At 71.4% G+C, this 16,671-nt stretch carries 19 protein-coding genes; 7 read left to right on the top strand and 12 right to left on the bottom strand.

All coding sequences use genetic code 11. The features are described 5' to 3' along the window. Positions 1-74: 74 nt before the first annotated feature. Both L6E10_RS08065 and L6E10_RS08070 read right to left on the bottom strand, forming a co-directional pair. The gene (locus tag L6E10_RS08065; protein ID WP_236218310.1) at positions 75-968 is read right to left on the bottom strand and encodes a transketolase family protein; all 894 of its coding nucleotides are present in this window, start codon (positions 966-968) and stop codon (positions 75-77) included. Continuing rightward, positions 968-1,600: a thiamine pyrophosphate-dependent enzyme gene (locus L6E10_RS08070; protein WP_308102682.1), complete on the bottom strand. Its 633-nt coding sequence runs from the start codon at positions 1,598-1,600 to the stop codon at positions 968-970. Before L6E10_RS08070 ends, L6E10_RS08065 begins: the two co-directional genes overlap by 1 nt. Before the next feature lie 103 nt (positions 1,601-1,703). Between L6E10_RS08070 and soxR the strand changes: the two genes are divergently transcribed. Continuing rightward, positions 1,704-2,150 (top strand): redox-sensitive transcriptional activator SoxR, encoded by a 447-nt coding sequence (gene soxR / locus L6E10_RS08075; RefSeq protein ID WP_236218423.1) that lies wholly within the window; start codon positions 1,704-1,706, stop codon positions 2,148-2,150. Here the strand turns inward: soxR and L6E10_RS08080 are convergent. Then, a complete protein-coding gene (locus L6E10_RS08080) occupies positions 2,094-2,945 on the bottom strand; it encodes an alpha/beta fold hydrolase (protein ID WP_236218314.1) in 852 nt (283 codons plus the stop codon). The genes soxR and L6E10_RS08080 overlap by 57 nt on opposite strands. A gap of 71 nt (positions 2,946-3,016) precedes the next feature. Here L6E10_RS08080 and L6E10_RS08085 point away from each other — a divergent pair, with 71 nt between their 5' ends. After that, complete coding sequence (locus tag L6E10_RS08085; RefSeq protein WP_236218316.1) at positions 3,017-3,541, top strand: RNA 2'-phosphotransferase; 525 nt, start codon at positions 3,017-3,019, stop codon at positions 3,539-3,541. A gap of 49 nt (positions 3,542-3,590) precedes the next feature. Next, on the top strand, positions 3,591-4,142 hold the full coding sequence (locus L6E10_RS08090) for a class I SAM-dependent methyltransferase (RefSeq protein WP_236218318.1): 552 nt from the start codon (positions 3,591-3,593) through the stop codon (positions 4,140-4,142). On the opposite strand, the gene L6E10_RS08095 is transcribed toward L6E10_RS08090, so the two are convergent. Genes L6E10_RS08095 through hisD form a run of 4 tightly spaced genes read right to left on the bottom strand, consistent with a single transcriptional unit; the run spans position 4,139 to position 7,309 of the window. Continuing rightward, on the bottom strand, positions 4,139-4,294 hold the full coding sequence (locus tag L6E10_RS08095; RefSeq protein ID WP_236218320.1) for a hypothetical protein: 156 nt from the start codon (positions 4,292-4,294) through the stop codon (positions 4,139-4,141). The two genes, L6E10_RS08090 and L6E10_RS08095, sit on opposite strands and share 4 nt — an antisense overlap. Beyond that, positions 4,294-4,893 (bottom strand): imidazoleglycerol-phosphate dehydratase HisB, encoded by a 600-nt coding sequence (hisB, locus tag L6E10_RS08100; RefSeq protein WP_236218322.1) that lies wholly within the window; start codon positions 4,891-4,893, stop codon positions 4,294-4,296. Before hisB ends, L6E10_RS08095 begins: the two co-directional genes overlap by 1 nt. Then, the gene (locus tag L6E10_RS08105) at positions 4,890-5,996 is read right to left on the bottom strand and encodes a histidinol-phosphate transaminase (protein ID WP_236218324.1); all 1,107 of its coding nucleotides are present in this window, start codon (positions 5,994-5,996) and stop codon (positions 4,890-4,892) included. Before L6E10_RS08105 ends, hisB begins: the two co-directional genes overlap by 4 nt. After that, complete coding sequence (hisD, locus tag L6E10_RS08110) at positions 5,993-7,309, bottom strand: histidinol dehydrogenase (RefSeq protein ID WP_236218326.1); 1,317 nt, start codon at positions 7,307-7,309, stop codon at positions 5,993-5,995. The genes L6E10_RS08105 and hisD overlap by 4 nt, the downstream gene beginning before the upstream one ends. Before the next feature lie 132 nt (positions 7,310-7,441). Here hisD and L6E10_RS08115 point away from each other — a divergent pair, with 132 nt between their 5' ends. Next, on the top strand, positions 7,442-8,740 hold the full coding sequence (locus L6E10_RS08115; protein ID WP_236218328.1) for a M14 family metallopeptidase: 1,299 nt from the start codon (positions 7,442-7,444) through the stop codon (positions 8,738-8,740). Here the strand turns inward: L6E10_RS08115 and L6E10_RS08120 are convergent. Continuing rightward, the gene (locus L6E10_RS08120) at positions 8,721-9,845 is read right to left on the bottom strand and encodes an aminotransferase class V-fold PLP-dependent enzyme (RefSeq protein WP_236218331.1); all 1,125 of its coding nucleotides are present in this window, start codon (positions 9,843-9,845) and stop codon (positions 8,721-8,723) included. The two genes, L6E10_RS08115 and L6E10_RS08120, sit on opposite strands and share 20 nt — an antisense overlap. Before the next feature lie 33 nt (positions 9,846-9,878). Here L6E10_RS08120 and L6E10_RS08125 point away from each other — a divergent pair, with 33 nt between their 5' ends. Further along, positions 9,879-10,370 carry a hypothetical protein gene (locus L6E10_RS08125; protein ID WP_236218332.1) on the top strand — a complete coding sequence of 164 codons (492 nt, stop codon included), beginning with the start codon at positions 9,879-9,881 and terminating at the stop codon, positions 10,368-10,370. On the opposite strand, the gene L6E10_RS08130 is transcribed toward L6E10_RS08125, so the two are convergent. Continuing rightward, positions 10,363-11,862, bottom strand: coding sequence for an ABC transporter substrate-binding protein (locus tag L6E10_RS08130; protein ID WP_236218334.1), 1,500 nt, complete (start codon positions 11,860-11,862; stop codon positions 10,363-10,365). The two genes, L6E10_RS08125 and L6E10_RS08130, sit on opposite strands and share 8 nt — an antisense overlap. A 24-nt stretch (positions 11,863-11,886) precedes the next feature. Between L6E10_RS08130 and L6E10_RS08135 the strand changes: the two genes are divergently transcribed. Then, positions 11,887-12,666: a carbon-nitrogen hydrolase family protein gene (locus tag L6E10_RS08135; protein WP_236218336.1), complete on the top strand. Its 780-nt coding sequence runs from the start codon at positions 11,887-11,889 to the stop codon at positions 12,664-12,666. A gap of 22 nt (positions 12,667-12,688) precedes the next feature. Beyond that, on the top strand, positions 12,689-13,099 hold the full coding sequence (locus L6E10_RS08140) for an antibiotic biosynthesis monooxygenase (RefSeq protein WP_236218337.1): 411 nt from the start codon (positions 12,689-12,691) through the stop codon (positions 13,097-13,099). Positions 13,100-13,144: 45 nt separating this feature from the next. On the opposite strand, the gene nadC is transcribed toward L6E10_RS08140, so the two are convergent. The 3 genes from nadC to nadA are packed head-to-tail and all read right to left on the bottom strand — an operon-like array spanning position 13,145 to position 16,634. Beyond that, positions 13,145-14,005, bottom strand: coding sequence for a carboxylating nicotinate-nucleotide diphosphorylase (gene nadC / locus L6E10_RS08145; protein ID WP_236218339.1), 861 nt, complete (start codon positions 14,003-14,005; stop codon positions 13,145-13,147). Continuing rightward, positions 14,002-15,615, bottom strand: coding sequence for an L-aspartate oxidase (locus L6E10_RS08150; protein WP_236218341.1), 1,614 nt, complete (start codon positions 15,613-15,615; stop codon positions 14,002-14,004). The genes nadC and L6E10_RS08150 overlap by 4 nt, the downstream gene beginning before the upstream one ends. Further along, positions 15,615-16,634 (bottom strand): quinolinate synthase NadA, encoded by a 1,020-nt coding sequence (nadA, locus tag L6E10_RS08155; protein WP_236218343.1) that lies wholly within the window; start codon positions 16,632-16,634, stop codon positions 15,615-15,617. Before nadA ends, L6E10_RS08150 begins: the two co-directional genes overlap by 1 nt. Between the last annotated feature and the right edge of the window lie 37 nt (positions 16,635-16,671).

Here is a 16,671-nt window from a genome sequence, read left to right on the forward strand (position 1 = left end):
GCGCCTCGCTTCCCCTATGCGGCGCGGGAAGGCGCGCCGGTCCAGTCATCCCCCATGACTGCGAACATGTTCCTTCACCCCCTGAAGAAACTCCGCACAGCGCTGCCCAGCCCCACCACGTCGAGGTCGTGCGCGGCGTCGTGGTCCTCGGCCGTGCCGTAGTTGCGGAGTTCAGCGTGTCGTTTGACACCTGTAGAACGAATGCGGTGCGGGATTTGTTGCAGCGTCTCGGACACCAGATGGGATGACGTTCCCTCGAGGTACGGCTCCACGACCATCACGTCGGCGTGGTCCGTGTCCTGCACGGCGGCGCGCAGTCCGTCCGAGTCGAACGGTCGGACCGTGGCCGCGTACAGCACCGTGACGTCGGCGTTCTCGGAGTCGACCGCCTCGAGGACCCGGTCGAGCATCGGTCCGACGGCGAGCACGACGCCGCGCTTGCCGTGGCGCAGCGCGGTGAAGCCCCGGCCGACCGGGTGCGCCCGGCTGTTCTCGTGCAGCGAAAGCCTGACGTACACGCGGTTGTCGTCCTTCAGCGCCTGCCGCAGCAGGGGCGTGACCTCGTCCGGGTGTCCGGGCACGTGCACCGTCCAGCCGGGCAGCGTGTCGAACAACGCGACGTCGCCCGGCGACTGGTGCGTGCGGCCCCACACCGGGTCGTCGTAGGACGCGCCGATGCTCACGAACACAGCACCGACGTCCTGGTGCCCGATGTCGAGCTTGATCTGCTCGTACGGCCGTTCGACGAGGAACGGCGCGTAGCTGTGGACGACCGGTCGCAGGCCGGTGAGCGCCAGGCCGCTCGCGACGCCCACCATGGTCTGCTCGCGGATCCCGACGTCGACGACGCGCTCGTGCTCCTGCGGGAACTCGTTGCTGGAGATCACCGCGGTCACCACGGCGATGCGCGGGTCGGTGGCGATCTCGTCGTTGACGGTCTTGACGAACGCCTGGCGCATGGTCGTCATCAGCGGCCCTTCTCGATCTTGGCGACGACCGCGTGCGGGCGGTCGTGCGGAGCGGTCAGTGCGGTGAGGAGGGCCTCGTGGTCACGGCCGTCCACCTCGGCGGTCTGCCAGCCCTCGACGGCGAAGCGCCGGGCGATGCCGCCGGGCCAGCCGTACATCGCGGACTGGTTGTCGACGACGATCGCGGTGAGGTTCGCGACGCGCAGCCGCGCGGCCACGGCGATCGCCTCGTGGTTGCTGCCCTCGTCCAGCTCACCGTCTCCGACCAGCACGAACGTGCGCCCGCGGCTTCCGCCGATCCGCTGTCCGATCGCCGTGCCGACCGCGATCGGCAGCCCGTGGCCGAGCGAGCCGCTGCTGATCTCGGCGCCGGGCACGAGCACCCGGTCGGGGTGCTGGCCGAGCGGGCTGTCCCACGAGGTCCAGTCGTCCAAAGTGGACTCGTCGAGGAAGCCCTTCTCCGCCAGGACGGCGTAGTAGGCCATCGGGCCGTGCCCCTTGGAGAGCAGGAACCGGTCGCGGTCGGGGTCGTCGGCCGTGGCGGGCGTGACGTTGAGGACCTTGTCGTAGAGGACCCAGAGCACGTCGATCGTGGAAGCCGCCGCCCACTCGTGCTTCTCGTCCCCGGTCATCCTCGCGAAGAGTTCCGGTATCCGTTGCATGGCACCAACTGTTCAACCTCGACCATGCTGGAGGTCAAGCGGTTACCATGATCCGGTGAGCAAGTTGCCGGAAATGCTGACCATCGGGCAGGTCGCCGAACGCAGCGGTGTGCCCCACACGGCCCTGCGGTTCTACGAGGAGCGGGGTCTGATCACCTCCGTGCGCACCGCGGGCAACCAACGCCGCTACCCGCGCTCGGTGTTGCGCCGCCTGGCTTTCATCCGCACCGCCCAACGCGTGGGTCTCACCCTGGAGGACGTCCGCGACGCGCTGGCCCAGCTCCCGGACAACCGCACGCCGACCAAGTCCGACTGGGAACGCCTCTCCCGCGCGTGGCGCACCGAGCTGGACGCGCGCATCGACGCCCTGTACCGCCTGCGCGACCGGCTCACCGGCTGCATCGGCTGCGGCTGCCTGTCGCTGCGCAGCTGCGCGTTGCAGAACATCGACGACGAGCAGGCCTCACACGGGCCGGGTGCCCCCAAGCTCAAGCCCGTCCTCGAGGGCGGCACCTCCTAGGAACTCCCGCAGTGCGCGCAGGTACCCCTCGGGGTCGTCGACGTGCAGCATGTGGCCTGCCTCCAGCACGACGGCGCGGGCCCGCGGGATCAGCCGCAGCGTCGGCTCCACGAGGCTCACGGGGAACGTCATGTCATAGCGGCCGTGCAGCAGGAGCACGGGGATGTCGAGCTCCGCGATCCGTTGCGCAGCATCGGGGAGCCGGGGCGTGACGAGGGTGCCGGCCCGCAGCTGCCGCACCCACTCGGCGCCGAACCGGACGGCCTCCAGCCGCCGCAGGTAGCCCGGCATCGCCTCGGCACGCCAGATGTTGACGGGTGCCGCCGCGACCGCCTCGGCCTTGACGTCGTCCGGTGTCAGGTCCTCGCGCTGCCAGGGGTCCTCCCGGCCGGCGAGCAGCGCGTCGCGCTCCGCCCAGCCCTCGAACGCGTCCGGCGGTACCGGCAGCACGCTGCTGCCCGACACGACCAGGCTCCGCACACGGGACGGGTGGGTGATCGCGAACCGCTGCGCGACCATGCCGCCGTACGAGTGCCCCAGCACGTCCGCGCGTTCGACGCCGAACGAGTCCAGCACGCGCACGAGGTCGTCCACCACGCCGTCGGGGTGGTACTCGCCCACTCGGCCCGAGCGGCCGCATCCGCGCAGGTCGGGCAGGAGCAGCCGGCAGCCGAGCTCCGACAGCGGGTCGCGGAGGTAGCTGTGGTCCCAGTCGGGGCCGCCGTGGATCGCGAGCAACGCCCGGTCCTGCCGCCCTTCCCGCCACGCCACGAAGATCTCGGTCTCACCGGTCACCCGCCGCTCGCGCCACACCCGGCCATGAAATCGCGAAATCGATGGACGCGCTGTGGTTTCCTGGGAGCGAAATGGAAGACGAAAGAATGATCCGCCTCTCGAAGCGGATGTCCAAGGCGCTCCGGCACCAGCCCGAGCGCGTCGGCCTGACCCTCGACCCCGCGGGCTGGGTCCCGGTGACCGACCTCCTGACCGCGCTCGGCATCTCCGAGGCCGAGATGCTCGAGGTCGTGGCGCGCAACGACAAGAACCGCTTCACGGTCGTGGGCGACCGCATCCGCGCGAACCAGGGCCACAGCGTCGAGGTGGACCTCGGCCTGCCGGCGGCGACGCCGCCGGACCAGCTGTTCCACGGCACGGTCGCGCAGCACCTCGACGACATCCTGCGCGACGGCTTGCGCCCCATGTCGCGTCACGACGTGCACCTCTCCCCCGACCGCGAGACCGCGCGAAGGGTCGGCGCGCGGCGCGGGCGGCCGCTGGTGCTGACGGTCGACGCCAAGGCGATGCACGAGGACGGGCACGAGTTCCGGCTCAGCGCCAACGGGGTGTGGCTCACCCAGCACGTACCGGCGAGCTACCTGGCGACGCCGTGAAGCGGACCGTCGAGAACGGCTACGACGCGATCGCGCAGCGGTACCTCGAATGGTCCGCGCAGATCGCCGAAGACCCGCGCTCGCACTACCTCGCGGAGTTCGACCGCCGGCTGCCCGAGGGTGCGAAGGTGCTCGAGCTCGGCTCGGGGCGGGCGTCCCGTGCAGCCGCAAGCTCGCGGAACGGCACGACGTCCTCGGCGTCGACCCGTCGGCGCGGCAGGTCGAACTGGAGCGCGCGAACGTGCCGGGAGCACGGTTCGAGAAGGCCGACATGACGGCGCTCGACTTCCCGGACGGCGAGTTCGACGGCGTCGCGGCGTTCTACTCGATCCTCCACGTGCCCCGCGCCGAGCAACCCGCGCTCTTCGCGAGGATCGCGCGGTGGTTGAAGCCCGGCGGCCTCTTCCTGGCCTCGCTCGGCGTGGGCACACCCGACGTCACCGAGACCTGGCTCGGCGTGGAGATGTTCTTCGGCAGCAACACCCCCGAGAGGAACCGGGAGGTGCTCACCGAGCACCTGGAGATCGTCTTCGACGACCTCGTGACCATGCACGAGCCGGACCCGGCGACGTTCCACCGGCTCCTCGCCCGCAGGGGCTAGAGCAGCCAGAGTACGGCGCCGCCCACCGCCACCAGGGCCAGCACCAGCAGGACGACCGCCATGACCCTGGCGGTCTTCCACGTGGTGTAGACGCCACCGGCCAGGAAGCCCGCGAGGGCCAGCAGGCCGATGACGACGACTTCCTTCGGCATCAGAGAACGCCCTTGGTCGACGGGACGCCGCCGACGCGCGGGTCGGGCTCCACGGCCGCGCGCAGGGCGCGGGCGATGGCCTTGTACTCGGCCTCGGCGATGTGGTGCGGGTCGCGGCCGTACTCGACGCGCACGTGCAGTGCGATCTGGGCGTGGAAGGCGAGCGACTCGAAGACGTGCCTGTTCAGCACGAACGGGTAGTTGCCGCCGATCACGAAGCTGTTGAACTGCTCCGGTTCACCCCTGTGCACGGTGTACGGGCGGCCCGAGACGTCGACCGAGGCGTGGGCGAGGGTCTCGTCCATGGGGATCCAGCAGTCGCCGAAGCGGCGGATGCCCTTCTTGTCCCCCAGCGCCTCGCGCAGCGCCTGGCCCAGCACGATCGCGATGTCCTCGACCGAGTGGTGGGCGTCGATCTCGACGTCACCGGTGGCGCGGACGATCAGGTCGAAGCAACCGTGCACGCCGAACGCGGTGAGCATGTGGTCGTAGAACGGCACGCCGGTGCTGATCTCGACCTTGCCGGTGCCGTCGAGGTCGATCTCGACGTAGACCGACGACTCCCTGGTGGTGCGCTCCACCTTGCCGACACGACTCACCGGCTGACCTCCTTGCTGGCCGCGAGGAAAGCGTCGTTCTCCTCGGGCGTTCCGATGGTCACCCGCAGGTGACCCGCGATTCCGACGTCCCTGATGAGCACGCCGTGGTCCAAATAGGACTTCCACACCTCGCGCGCGTTCTCGAACCAGCCGAACAGCACGAAGTTCGCGTCCGACGGCACGACCTGAAAGCCCATCGCGCCCAGCTCGGCCACGACCCTGTCGCGTTCCGCGGCCAGCAGGGCCACCGAACCGAGCGTCTCCGAGGCGTGCCGCAGCGACGCGCGCGCGGCGGCCTGCGTCAGCTGCGAGAGGTGGTACGGCAGGCGCACCAGCTGCAGGGCGTCGACGACGGCCGGGGCCGCCGCCAGGTAGCCGAGGCGGCCGCCCGCGAACGCGAAGGCCTTCGACATCGTGCGCGAGACGATCAGGCGCGAGCCGAACTCGTCGAGCAGCTTGATCGCGCTCTCCTGCGGCGAGAACTCGGCGTACGCCTCGTCCACGACGATCATGCCGGTGGAGGAGGCGATCAGCAGGCGGAGGTCCGCGAGCGGGATCGACTGGCCCGTCGGGTTGTTCGGCGACGTCACGAAGACGACGTCCGGACGGGTCTCGGCGATGATCGCGGCAGCCTTCTCCACGTCCAGCGAGAAGTCGGGGCGGCGCGGGGCCGGCGACCACTCGGTGCGGGTGCCGGCGGCGATGATCGGGTGCATCGAGTACGACGGCTCGAAGCCCAGCGCCACGCGGCCCGGACCGCCGAACGCCTGCAGGACCTGCTGGAGGATCTCGTTCGAGCCGTTGGCGGCCCAGACGTTCTCCGACGTCAGCGTGACCGACGTCGCCTCCGTCAGGTACGCGGCCAGGTCCTCGCGCAACGCCACCGCGTCGCGGTCCGGGTAGCGGTGCAGCTCTCCGGCGATCTCGGCGACCGCCGCGACGACGTCCGCCGCGAGGGCATCCGTCGGCGCGTACGGGTTTTCGTTGGTGTTCAGGCGGTACGGGACGTCGAGCTGCGGCGCGCCGTAGGGCGTGCGACCCCTCAGGTCCTCGCGCAGGGGCAGGTCGGACAGCTCCACCCTCGCGCCGACAACTGGCTTCATCGGGAGAACCTCGCTGTGACGGCCTGCCCGTGCGCGGGCAGGTCTTCCGCGTTGGCGAGCGCGACGACCTTGTCCGCGACCTCGCGCAGTGCTTCCTCGGAGTAGTCGATGACGTGGATGCCGCGCAGGAACGTCTGCACGGACAGCCCCGACGAGTGCCGCGCGCAGCCGCCGGTCGGCAGCACGTGGTTCGAGCCGGCGCAGTAGTCGCCCAGCGACACCGGCGCGTACGCGCCGACGAAGATCGCCCCGGCGGACCGGACGCGGGCGGCGACGGCCCGGGCGTCGCGCGTCTGGATCTCCAGGTGCTCGGCGGCGTAGGCGTCGACCACGCGGACGCCCTCGTCCACGTCGGACACCAGGACGACACCGGACTGCTTGCCGCCCAGGGCGGTGCGGATGCGCTCGGCGTGCTTGGTCGCCACGACCTGCCGGTCCAGCTCGGCGTCGACCGCGTCCGCCAGCTCGGCGGAGTCCGTGACCAGCACCGAGGCGGCGAGCGGGTCGTGCTCGGCCTGGGAGATCAGGTCGGCGGCCACGTGCACCGGGTCGGCCGACGAGTCGGCGAGGATCGCGATCTCGGTCGGGCCCGCCTCGGAGTCGATGCCGATCAGGCCGCGCAGCAGCCGCTTGGCCGCCGTCACGTAGATGTTGCCGGGGCCGGTGACGATGTCGACCGGGGCCAGCTCGGCCCCGTCGGTGTCCACGCCGCCGTGCGCCAGCAGCGCCACGGCCTGCGCGCCGCCCACGGCCCACACCTCGTCGACGCCCAGCAGCGCGGCGGCGGCCAGGATCGTCGGGTGGGGCAGGCCGCCGAACTCGGCCTGCGGCGGCGAGCACACCACGAGCGACTCGACGCCCGCGATCTGCGCGGGGACGACGTTCATGACGACGGTGGACGGGTAGACGGCGAGGCCGCCGGGCGCGTACAGACCGACGCGCGCGACCGGCACCCACTTCTCGGTGACGGTGCCGCCGGGCACGACCTGCGTGGTCGTCTCCACCCGGCGCTGGTCGGCGTGCACGCGGCGGGTGCGCTCGATGGCCTCTTCCAGCGCCTCGCGCACGGCCGGGTCCAACGAGGACAAAGCGGACGAGATCTCCGGCACGGGCACGCGGACGGAGGCCGGGCGGACGCCGTCGAACTTCTCCGTGTACTCGAGAGCGGCTTCGACACCGCGGTCGGCGATCGCGTCCACCAGCGGACGCACGTGATGCAGCACCGCGTCCACGTCCACCTCGGCGCGCGGCACGACGGCGCGCAACTGAGCGGGGGTCGTGGTACGACCTCGCAGGTCGATGCGGTTCAGCATGTCCTACAGCCTAGTTCCCGCGGAAATCTGTCAACGGTCACCCCGCTATCGGCGCTACTCAGCCTGTGACGCCCCGGCCACGCTCGGTCGAGCACCACTCCGTCGCAAACCCCTGCTGATGATGGAGGAACCATGTTCACCAAGCGCCGCGGCATGATCGCCGCAGTGCTCGGGTTCTGCCTGCCCGTGCTGGTCGCGGGCATGGCGGCACCCAGCAACGCCGACTCCGGCCGCTACCTGCTGGAGGTCACGGCGAACACGTCCGCCGAACGCACGCAGGTCGCGCAGATCGGCGTCGACGTGCTCGGAGCGACGAAGCTCACCACGGTCCAGGTCGTCGCCGACAAGGCCCAGTACCGCGCCCTGCAGGCGACCGGGCTGCCGATCAAGTACGTCGGTGACTTCGAGGCCGAGCTCAAGAAGCTCGGCAAGGTCGACTTCGCGGACCCGCGGCCGGGCCAGGTCGGCACCCAGGACTTCCCGTCCGGCTACACCGGCTACCACAACTACGCGGAGATGACCGCGGAGCTGCAGCAGACCGTCCGCGACCACCCGACCCTGGCGAGCCTGCGCAGCATCGGCAAGAGCTACCAGAACCGGGACATCTGGGCGCTCAAGGTCAGCGACAACGTCGCGTCCGACGAGAGCGAGCCGGAGGTGCTGTTCGTCTGCGGCCAGCACGCCCGCGAGCACCTGACCGTCGAGCAGTGCCTGCAGATCATCAAGCGCTACACCGACAACTACGCCACCCCGGCGGTCAAGAACCTGGTCGACAGCCGCGAGGTCTGGCTCGTCCCGATGATGAACCCGGACGGCGCCGAGTACGACATCGAGACCGGCTCGTTCCGCGGCTGGCGCAAGAACCGCCAGGGCAACGGCACCGACCTCAACCGCAACTGGGGCTACAAGTGGGGCTGCTGCGGCGGTTCCAGCGGCACCAGCACGTCGGACACCTACCGCGGCACCGCGCCGTTCTCCGCGCCGGAGACCGCCCGCATCCGCGACTTCGTGAACTCCCGCGTGGTCGGTGGCACGCAGCAGATCAAGACGTTCATCGACTTCCACTCGTACTCGGAGCTCGTGCTGTGGCCGTACGGCTACACCCGCGCGGACACCGACACGGGCCTGAACGCCGACGAGGCGCGCGCGTTCCAGACGCTGGGCCGGCAGATGGCCGCCACCAACGGCTACACGCCGGAGCAGGCGAGCGACCTCTACATCACCGACGGCAGCAGCGACGACTGGATGTGGGGCCAGCACAAGATCTGGGCCTTCACGTTCGAGATGTACCCGGCGAGCGGCAGCGGCCTGAACGGCTTCTACCCGCGCGACACGGTCATCGGGACGCAGACCGCCCGCAACGACCGCGCCGTCGACCTGCTGATGAGCTACTCGGACTGCGTGAAGCGGGTCATCGGGCAGACCTGCTGATCCGCTCCAGCGCCTGATCGACCTCTTCGGGGGTGACGAAGTAGTGCGGGGAGGCCCGCACTACCTCGTCCAGGCCCCGCCGGGTCATGTCGATCAGCGTCGACCCGCGCTGCGACACGGTCACGGCGACGTTCTCCCGCCACAGCCGGTCCTTGAGTTCCACCGCGGGCACCACGTCGCTGGTGAACGTGACGATGCCGGACCGCCGTTCGCCCAGGTCGCGCACGGTGATGCCGGGGATCGCGGCAAGCCCCTCCCGCAGGCGCGCGGCGCGGTCGCCCACCTCGGCCTCGATCACGTCCAGGCCCTTGGCCAGCGCGTACCGGGCCGCGGCGATCATCCCCAGCCTGTCCGCGACGCTGAACTCCCACAGCTCGAACACCCGCGCGTCGTCACGCGGCTCGAAGCGGTCCGGCGCGACCCACTCGGCGGCGCTGTGGTCGATCAGCCTCGGCCGCAGCCTCCTGCGGGCCTCGTCCCGCACGACCAGCGCGCCCGTGCCGCGGGGCCCGCGCAGCCACTTGCGCCCGGTGCAGACGAGCATGTCGTAGTCGACCGCGCGGAGGTCGATCTGCCCGGTCGACTGGCACGCGTCGAGCAGCACCAGCGCGCCGGCCTCACGGGCCTTCGCGGTGATCTCGCCGACCGGGTTGACCAGGCCGCCGTTCGTGGGCACGTGCACGAGCGAGATGAGCTTGACCCGTTCGTCGAGGTCGAGGGCCTCGACGTCGACCTGGCCGTGCCGGTCGGACGGCATGACCTCGATCGTCGCGCCGGTCTCCTGCGCGCGGCGCAGCATCGGCACGGCGTTGCCGCCGTACTCGACCTCGGTGATGAGGATGCGGTCGCCCTCCGCGAGCGGCACGGCGTCGAAGGCCGCGAGCCACGAGCGGGTCGCGCTGTCGGTGAACGCGACCTCGGACGGCTCGCAGCCGAAGAGCTCGGCCAGCACGCCGTACCCGGCCGCGAGGTCGTCGCGGCGTTCCGCGGCGGCCCGGTAGCCGCCGATCTCGGTCTCCCGGCGGAGGTGTCCGACCACCTCGTCGACGACGGGTGCGGGCGGGATCGAGGAACCGGCGCTGTCCAGGAAGATCAGGTCGCTCACGGTTCGCACTCTGCCACGAAATAGGCTCGTCGCATGGTGGAGATCCCCTACGGCAAGCGCATGAAGCCGCGGTACGTGCGGTTCCTGATCATCACGGCGGTCGGGATCGCGCTGGTCGCGTTCGGGCTGGACATCCCGTGGCTGCTCGTCACGCTGATCGTCCTGGGCGTGCTGAACGCCGTCGTCTGCGTGGGCGCTCTCTACGTGCTGACGAAGCAGCCGCACACCGTCTCCGCCGACGAGCTGCGGTTGCGCCAGCTGGGGTTCTTCGACTGGCGCATCCCGACCGCGGACCTCGGTGCGGCCCAGGTCGCCGAGCGCAGTCACAAGGGGCAGCGCAGCGTGGAGGTGATCGGGGACGCGCTCGTCATCCAGTCGCTCACCAAGACGAACGTGTCCGTGCCGTTCCGCGAGCCGCAGCTCGTCGACCTCGGCAAGACGGGCGCGAAGCGGGTCGAGCGCGTCGAGTTCTGGGCGGACGACCCCGAGCGCGCCGTCCGCGAGATCAACGCCCGCACTACTTAGGCTCCCACTTCTCCAGGTTCCACCACGGGCCCCAGGCCAGTGCGCCGTAGGAGTTCGCGTCGACCACGGGCTGGTAGCCGTTCCACGAGTCGCGCAGCACGTACGCGTGCTCGGGGAAGACCAGCACCACCATCGACGGCGCGGCCACGAACGCCTGCTGGAAGAGCTTGTACGCCACCGCCCGCTGCGCCGGGTCGATGAGCTCGCGGCCGTTCTCGATCGCCGCGTCCGCCGCCGGGCTGCCCTGGCCGCGCAGGTCGTAGAGCATCAGGTCCGGGTCGAACGGCGAACCCTCGCCGTAGAGCAGGGCGTCCTGGTCCATCCGCGGGCGGATCGCCTCCCACGACAGGCCGGCGAGCTGCACGTCCACGCCCACCGCCCTGGCGTCGGCCGCGAACGCCGTCGCGAGGTCGGCTCGCAGGTCGTCGCCCAGCGGGTACATCAGCGTGAAGCGGGCCGCCACGCCTTCGCGGACCCGGATGCCGTCCGCACCGGGCGCCCAGCCGCCCGCGCCGAGCAGCCTCGCCGCCTCGTCCTTGTCGAACCGGAACCTCGCGGACGGGTCGAACTCCTCGGCCAGCGCGTCGGGCACGGGCGTGTAGCCGATGGTGCCCTTGCCGTCGAGCAGGCTGTCGATCATGCCCTGGCGGTTCGCGGCGAAGTTCAGGGCGAGGCGGACGGCGGCGTTGCCGGTGACCGGGTTCGCCGCGGGCAGCCGCACCGCGCGGTAGTCGGCGCTGCGGTGGTACCGCACGGTGAGGCCCGACCTGCCGGTGAACTGCTCGGCGGTCTTGGGCGGCAGCACCGTGCCGTCGAACTCGCCGTCCTGCATGCGGCGGGCGCGCTGGTTGTCGTCGGTGACGAAGACGACAGTCACCTTCTTCACCTTGGGCGCGCCGTCGAAGTAGCTCTCGTTGCTCTCCAGGAGCAGCCGGTCGCCCTTGCGCCACTCGGTGACCTTGTACGGGCCGGTGCCGACCGGCCGGCCGTCCGGGTTCGCCTGCTCGCTGGGCAGGATGCCGAGCACCAGCAGGTGCGGGAACGCGGCGTGCATCTGCTTCAGGGTGAAGCGGACCGTGGACGGGTCGAGCTGCTCGACGCTCTCGAGCGTGCTGAACCGCTCCTTGACCGGGTTGCTCAGCGCCGCGGTGTACGTCGCGACGACGTCCTCGGCCCCGAACGCGCTGCCGTCGGTGAACTTCACGTCCCCGCGCAGCTTCACGGTCCAGCTCAGGCCGTCCGCCGCCGGTTCGGGCAGGTCGGCCGCGAGCCGGGGGGTGAGCGAGCCGTCCTGGCGGTGCTCGACCAGGCCGTCGTAGATCTTGGACACGCCCTGCGCGCCGTAGCCGAGCAGCGGGTTCAGCGTCGTGGGTTCATCGCGGTCGGCCAGCACGATCGACGTGCCGTTCGACCCTCCGTCCGGGCGGGGCGTGGCGGTCTCGGTGCAGCCCGCGACGGCCAGCAGCACGACTAGGAGCAGTGGGGAACGCACGTCCCGGACCCTACAGTGATCCCCATGCGCATCGCCGTGAGTCAGATCAGCTCCACGACCGATCCCCGTTCGAACCTGGAGCTCGTCCGGGACGCGGTGCGCCGGGCCGAGGACGCGCGGGTCGTGGTGCTGCCGGAGGCGACGATGTGCCGCTTCGGCGTGCCCCTCGGGCCCGTCGCCGAGCCCCTGGACGGCCCGTGGGCGTCCGCCGTGCACGAGATCGCCGTCGCGCACGACGTCGTGGTGGTGGCCGGCATGTTCACGCCCGCCGGCGACCGGGTGGCGAACACGCTGCTGGTGACCGGGCCCGGCCTGCACGTCGGGTACGACAAGATCCACCTGTTCGACGCGTTCGGGTTCCAGGAGTCGCGGACGGTCGCGCCCGGCTCCTCACCGGTGGTCTTCGAGGTCGACGGCGTGACCCTGGGCGTCGCGACCTGCTACGACATCCGCTTCCCCGAGCTCTTCCGCGCGCTCGCGGACAAGGGCGCGTCCGCCGTGCTGGTCGGGGCGTCGTGGGGCGCCGGGCCGGGCAAGAAGGAGCAGTGGGAGCTGCTGGTGCGGGCCCGCGCTCTCGACTGCACCTCGTACGTCGTGGCGTGCGGACAGGCCCATCCCGGCGACCTGGGGTCGTCCGCGCCGACCGGCATCGGGTACTCGACGGTCGCGGACCCGTTCGGCAACGTCGTCGTGCAGCTGTCGGACCAGCCGTCCGGCACGGTCGTCGACCTGGACCTCGCCGTGGTCGAGCAGGCTCGCGAGGTGCTGCCCGTGCTGGCGAACCGGCGCTTGACCTCCAGTTAGGTCGAACCCGCAGGATCGCGGCATGACTCTTCCCGATCTGCCCGGATTCGTCCGCGACCGCAAGGAGATCGACGGCTTCGAGCTCTACCGCACCGCCGGCACGTCCTCCCCGGACAAGCCCGTCGGGTGCGTCGTCCTGGTCACGATCGACACCGACGACGAGGCCGCCGCGCGGGGGTTCGTCGACGCGGTCTTCGTGGCGCTGGCGAGCGAGCCGAACCCGCACCCCGGCGGCATCTCCGCCGCCTTCCACATCCGCGAGGACGGCAAGCAGGTCATCAACTACGCGGAGTGGGTGAGCGCGGAGGACCACGCCGACGCGCTGGCGAACGGCGTCGGCGTCGGCTCCGCCACCGCTGACTGGCGCCGGGCGCAGACGTTCCCCGGCACCCGGCAGGGCGGTTTCGTGCGCTACCGGCCGCGCGTCGAGTGACCTCGGCAGGGCGGCCCGCCTCGGGGGTGCGGGCCGCCCCCTGCGCTACTTCAGGTCCAGGCCGAGGTCGAGCGACGGCGACGAGTGCGTGAGCCCGCCGACGGCCAGGTAGTCCACGCCCGTCCCGGCGTACGCGCGGGCCATGTCCAGGGTGAGCCCGCCGGACGCCTCCAGCTTCACGCCCTCCGGCCTGCGCTCCACGGCCCGCGCGCACTGCTCGGGCGTGAAGTTGTCCAGCAGCACCAGTTCCGCGCCTTCGGCCAGCGCCTCGTCGAGCTGCTCCAGGCTGTCGACCTCGACCTCCATCAGCAGCTCCGGCGCGTGCGCACGCGCCGCGCGGATCGCGGCACCGACCGAACCGGCAGCGGCGACGTGGTTGTCCTTGATCAGGATCGCGTCGCCGAGGCCCATCCGGTGGTTGACGCCACCGCCCGCCCTGACCGCGTACTTCTGGAGCAAGCGCAGGCCCGGCAACGTCTTGCGCGAGTCGCGGACGGCCGCACCGGTGCCCTCGACCGCCTCGACCCACAGCGCTGTCCGCGAGGCGATGCCGGACAGGTGGCAGATCAGGTTCAGCGCCGTGCGTTCGACGGTGAGCAGGCCGCGCGTCGAACCCCTGAGCACCAGCGCGGGTTCGCCGGGCACGGCCTTGTCGCCGTCGGAGGCCTCGTGCAGCACCTCGATCTCGGGCAGGTAGCGCTGGAAAGCCGTGCGGGCCACGGAGACCCCGCACAGCACGCCGGCCGCCCGGGGGGTGATCTCCGCGGTGGCGACGGCCTTCTCCGGCACGGTCGCGAGCGTCGTGGCGTCGAGGCCGTAGCGGAGGTCCTCCTCGAGCGCGAGCTGGATGACCCGGTTCGCGTCGTCCCAGTCGATGCCGCTGTCGATGCTGCTCTCGGTGGTCATGCGACACCCTCCACCAGAACGGGATCGGCCAGCACGGGCTGACCGGTCGGGGTGAGCCGGACGAGCTGGCTGCGCTGCCACGCCCCGGAGCGCTCGGTGAAGTCCGTGCGGACGTGGCAGCCGCGCGACTCGGTGCGTTCCTGCGCCGCCGCGATCAGGGCGCGGGCGGCGATGGTCAGCGCCGCGTCCTCGACCAGTTCGCGCGACTCCAGCTGCTTGTCCACAGTGGACACGTCGAGCACCGAGCCGACGACGGCCAGACCTTCGGCGTCCCTGCCGATCGCGGCGTAACGCGACATCACGCGCTGGAGCATGTCCCTGTCCGCCACCGGCGCCGTCGGCAACGCGGGGTCGACGGCGCGGGCGGGGGCGACCAGGCCGATGGCGAGGTCGGCGGCCACGGTCTCGGCGGCACGGGTGCCGCAGACCAGGCCTTCGAGGAGGCTGTTGGACGCCAGGCGGTTCGCGCCGTGCAGACCGGTGCGCGCGACCTCGCCGACGGCGTACAGGCCGGTCACGCCGGTGCGGCCGTCGACGGTGGACACCACGCCGCCGCACGCGAAGTGCGCCGCCGGGGCGACCGGGATCGGGTCCACGGCCGGGTCGATGCCCACGGAGACGCAGGCCGCGTGGACGGTCGGGAAGCGGGAAGCCATGTCCCCCAACGACGTCGCGTCGAGGAAGACGTGGTCGTCGACGCCGCCGGGGCCCGCCGCCATGTGCCGGGTGATCGCGGCCGCCACGACGTCGCGCGGAGCCAGGTCCTCCAGCGGGTGCACGCCCTTCATCACGCGGGCGCCGGTCGCGTCGACCAGCACGGCACCCTCACCGCGCACGGCCTCGGTGACGAGCGGGCAACGGCCCCGCGCGCCGCGTCCGGTGTAGAGGACGGTCGGGTGGAACTGGATGAACTCGACGTCCGCTGCCAGGGCGCCGGCGCGCAGGGCCAGCGCCAGGCCGTCACCCGTTGCCACGGAGGGGTTCGAGGTCGCCTGGTACATCTGGCCGATGCCACCGGTCGCCAGCAGCACGGCGGGCGCGGTGAGCACGCCGGGTACGCCGTTGCCGTCCAGTACCAGCAGTCCGGCCACTGCACCGAGCGGCGTCTTGACGGCGTCGACCGCGACGTGGTTCTCCAGCAGGGGAACCCGTCCGTCCACAGTGGCCTTGAGCAGCGCGCGCTCGACCTCGGCGCCGGTCGCGTCACCGCCGGCGTGCACGACGCGGAACGCGCTGTGGCCGCCTTCGCGGGTGCGTTCGAGCAGGCCGTCCGGCTTGGCGTCGAACACGGCACCGCGCTCGCGCAGCCGGGCGACGGCCGCGGGACCGCCGGTGATGATCGCCGCCACGGCCGCGTCGTCGCAGAGGCCCGCGCCCGCCGTCAGCGTGTCCTCGACGTGCCTCGCGACCGAGTCGCCCGGGTCGTGCTGGTCCTCCAGGACGACGGCGACGCCGCCCTGCGCCCAGCGCGTGTTGCCGTCGTCCCCCGCGGCCTTCGTGACGACCAGGACTCGAAGTCCCAGCTCACGAGCCCGCAGCGCGGCGGTGAGACCCGCCACGCCCGTGCCGACCACGATCAGGTCGGCTCGCGCCTCCCAGCGCGCGGCCATCACTCACCGCCGCCGGGCTGGCCGATCTCGATCATGCGCTGCACGGCGCCCTGGGCGCGCTTGGCGGTCTCCAGGTCGACGTGCACCTCGTCCAGACCGTCGCGCACGCACCGCAGCAGCGCGGCCGGCGTGATCATCTTCATGTAGGTGCACGACGCGCGGTCGTTGACGGCGCGGAAGTCGATCTCCGGCGCGGCCTTGCGCAGCTGGTGCAGCATGCCGACCTCGGTCGCGACGAGCACCTTGCGGGCGTTCGTGCTGCGCGCGGCGGTGATCATGTCGCCGGTCGAGAGGATCTTGACCTTCTCCGCCGGCACGATGCCCTCGCCGCTCAGGTACAGCGCGCTGGTGGCGCAGCCGCACTCCGGGTGGATGAACAGGTCGGCGTCCGGGTTCGCGGCGGCGCGCTCGGCCAGCTCGGGACCGTTGATGCCGGCGTGGACGTGGCACTCGCCCGCCCAGATGTGCAGGTTCTCGCGGCCGGTCTCGCGCTTGACGTGCGCGCCCAGGAACTGGTCCGGGCAGAACAGCACCTCGCGGTCGGCGGGGATCGAGCGCACCACGTCGACGGCGTTCGACGACGTGCAGCAGATGTCGGTCTCGGCCTTCACCTCGGCCGTGGTGTTCACGTAGGACACGACGACCGCGCCGGGGTGCTGCGCCTTCCACTCGCGCAGCTGCGCGCCGGTGATCGAGTCGGCGAGCGAGCAGCCCGCGCGCTCGTCCGGGATGAGCACGGTCTTCTCGGGGCTCAGGATCTTCGCGGTCTCGGCCATGAAGTGCACGCCGCAGAAGATGATGGTCCGCGCGTCGGACTGCGCGGCGATCCTGCTGAGCGCGAGGGAGTCGCCGGTGTGGTGGGCGATGTCCTGGATCTCGGGCAGCTGGTAGTTGTGCGCCAGGATGACGGCATCCCGCTCCTCGGCGAGGCGCAACACCTCGTCCCGCCACGCTGCGTTCGGCTCGACTCCGCCGTACACACCCGACGCGGTTCGCTCCACGATTGCGGTAGCGACCATCACTGCCTCCTCGATCCGGGGTTTTCGCCTATTGGTC

This window comes from Lentzea sp. CC55, from assembly GCF_021056325.1.
Taxonomy (GTDB): Bacteria; Actinomycetota; Actinomycetes; order Mycobacteriales; family Pseudonocardiaceae; genus Lentzea; species Lentzea jiangxiensis.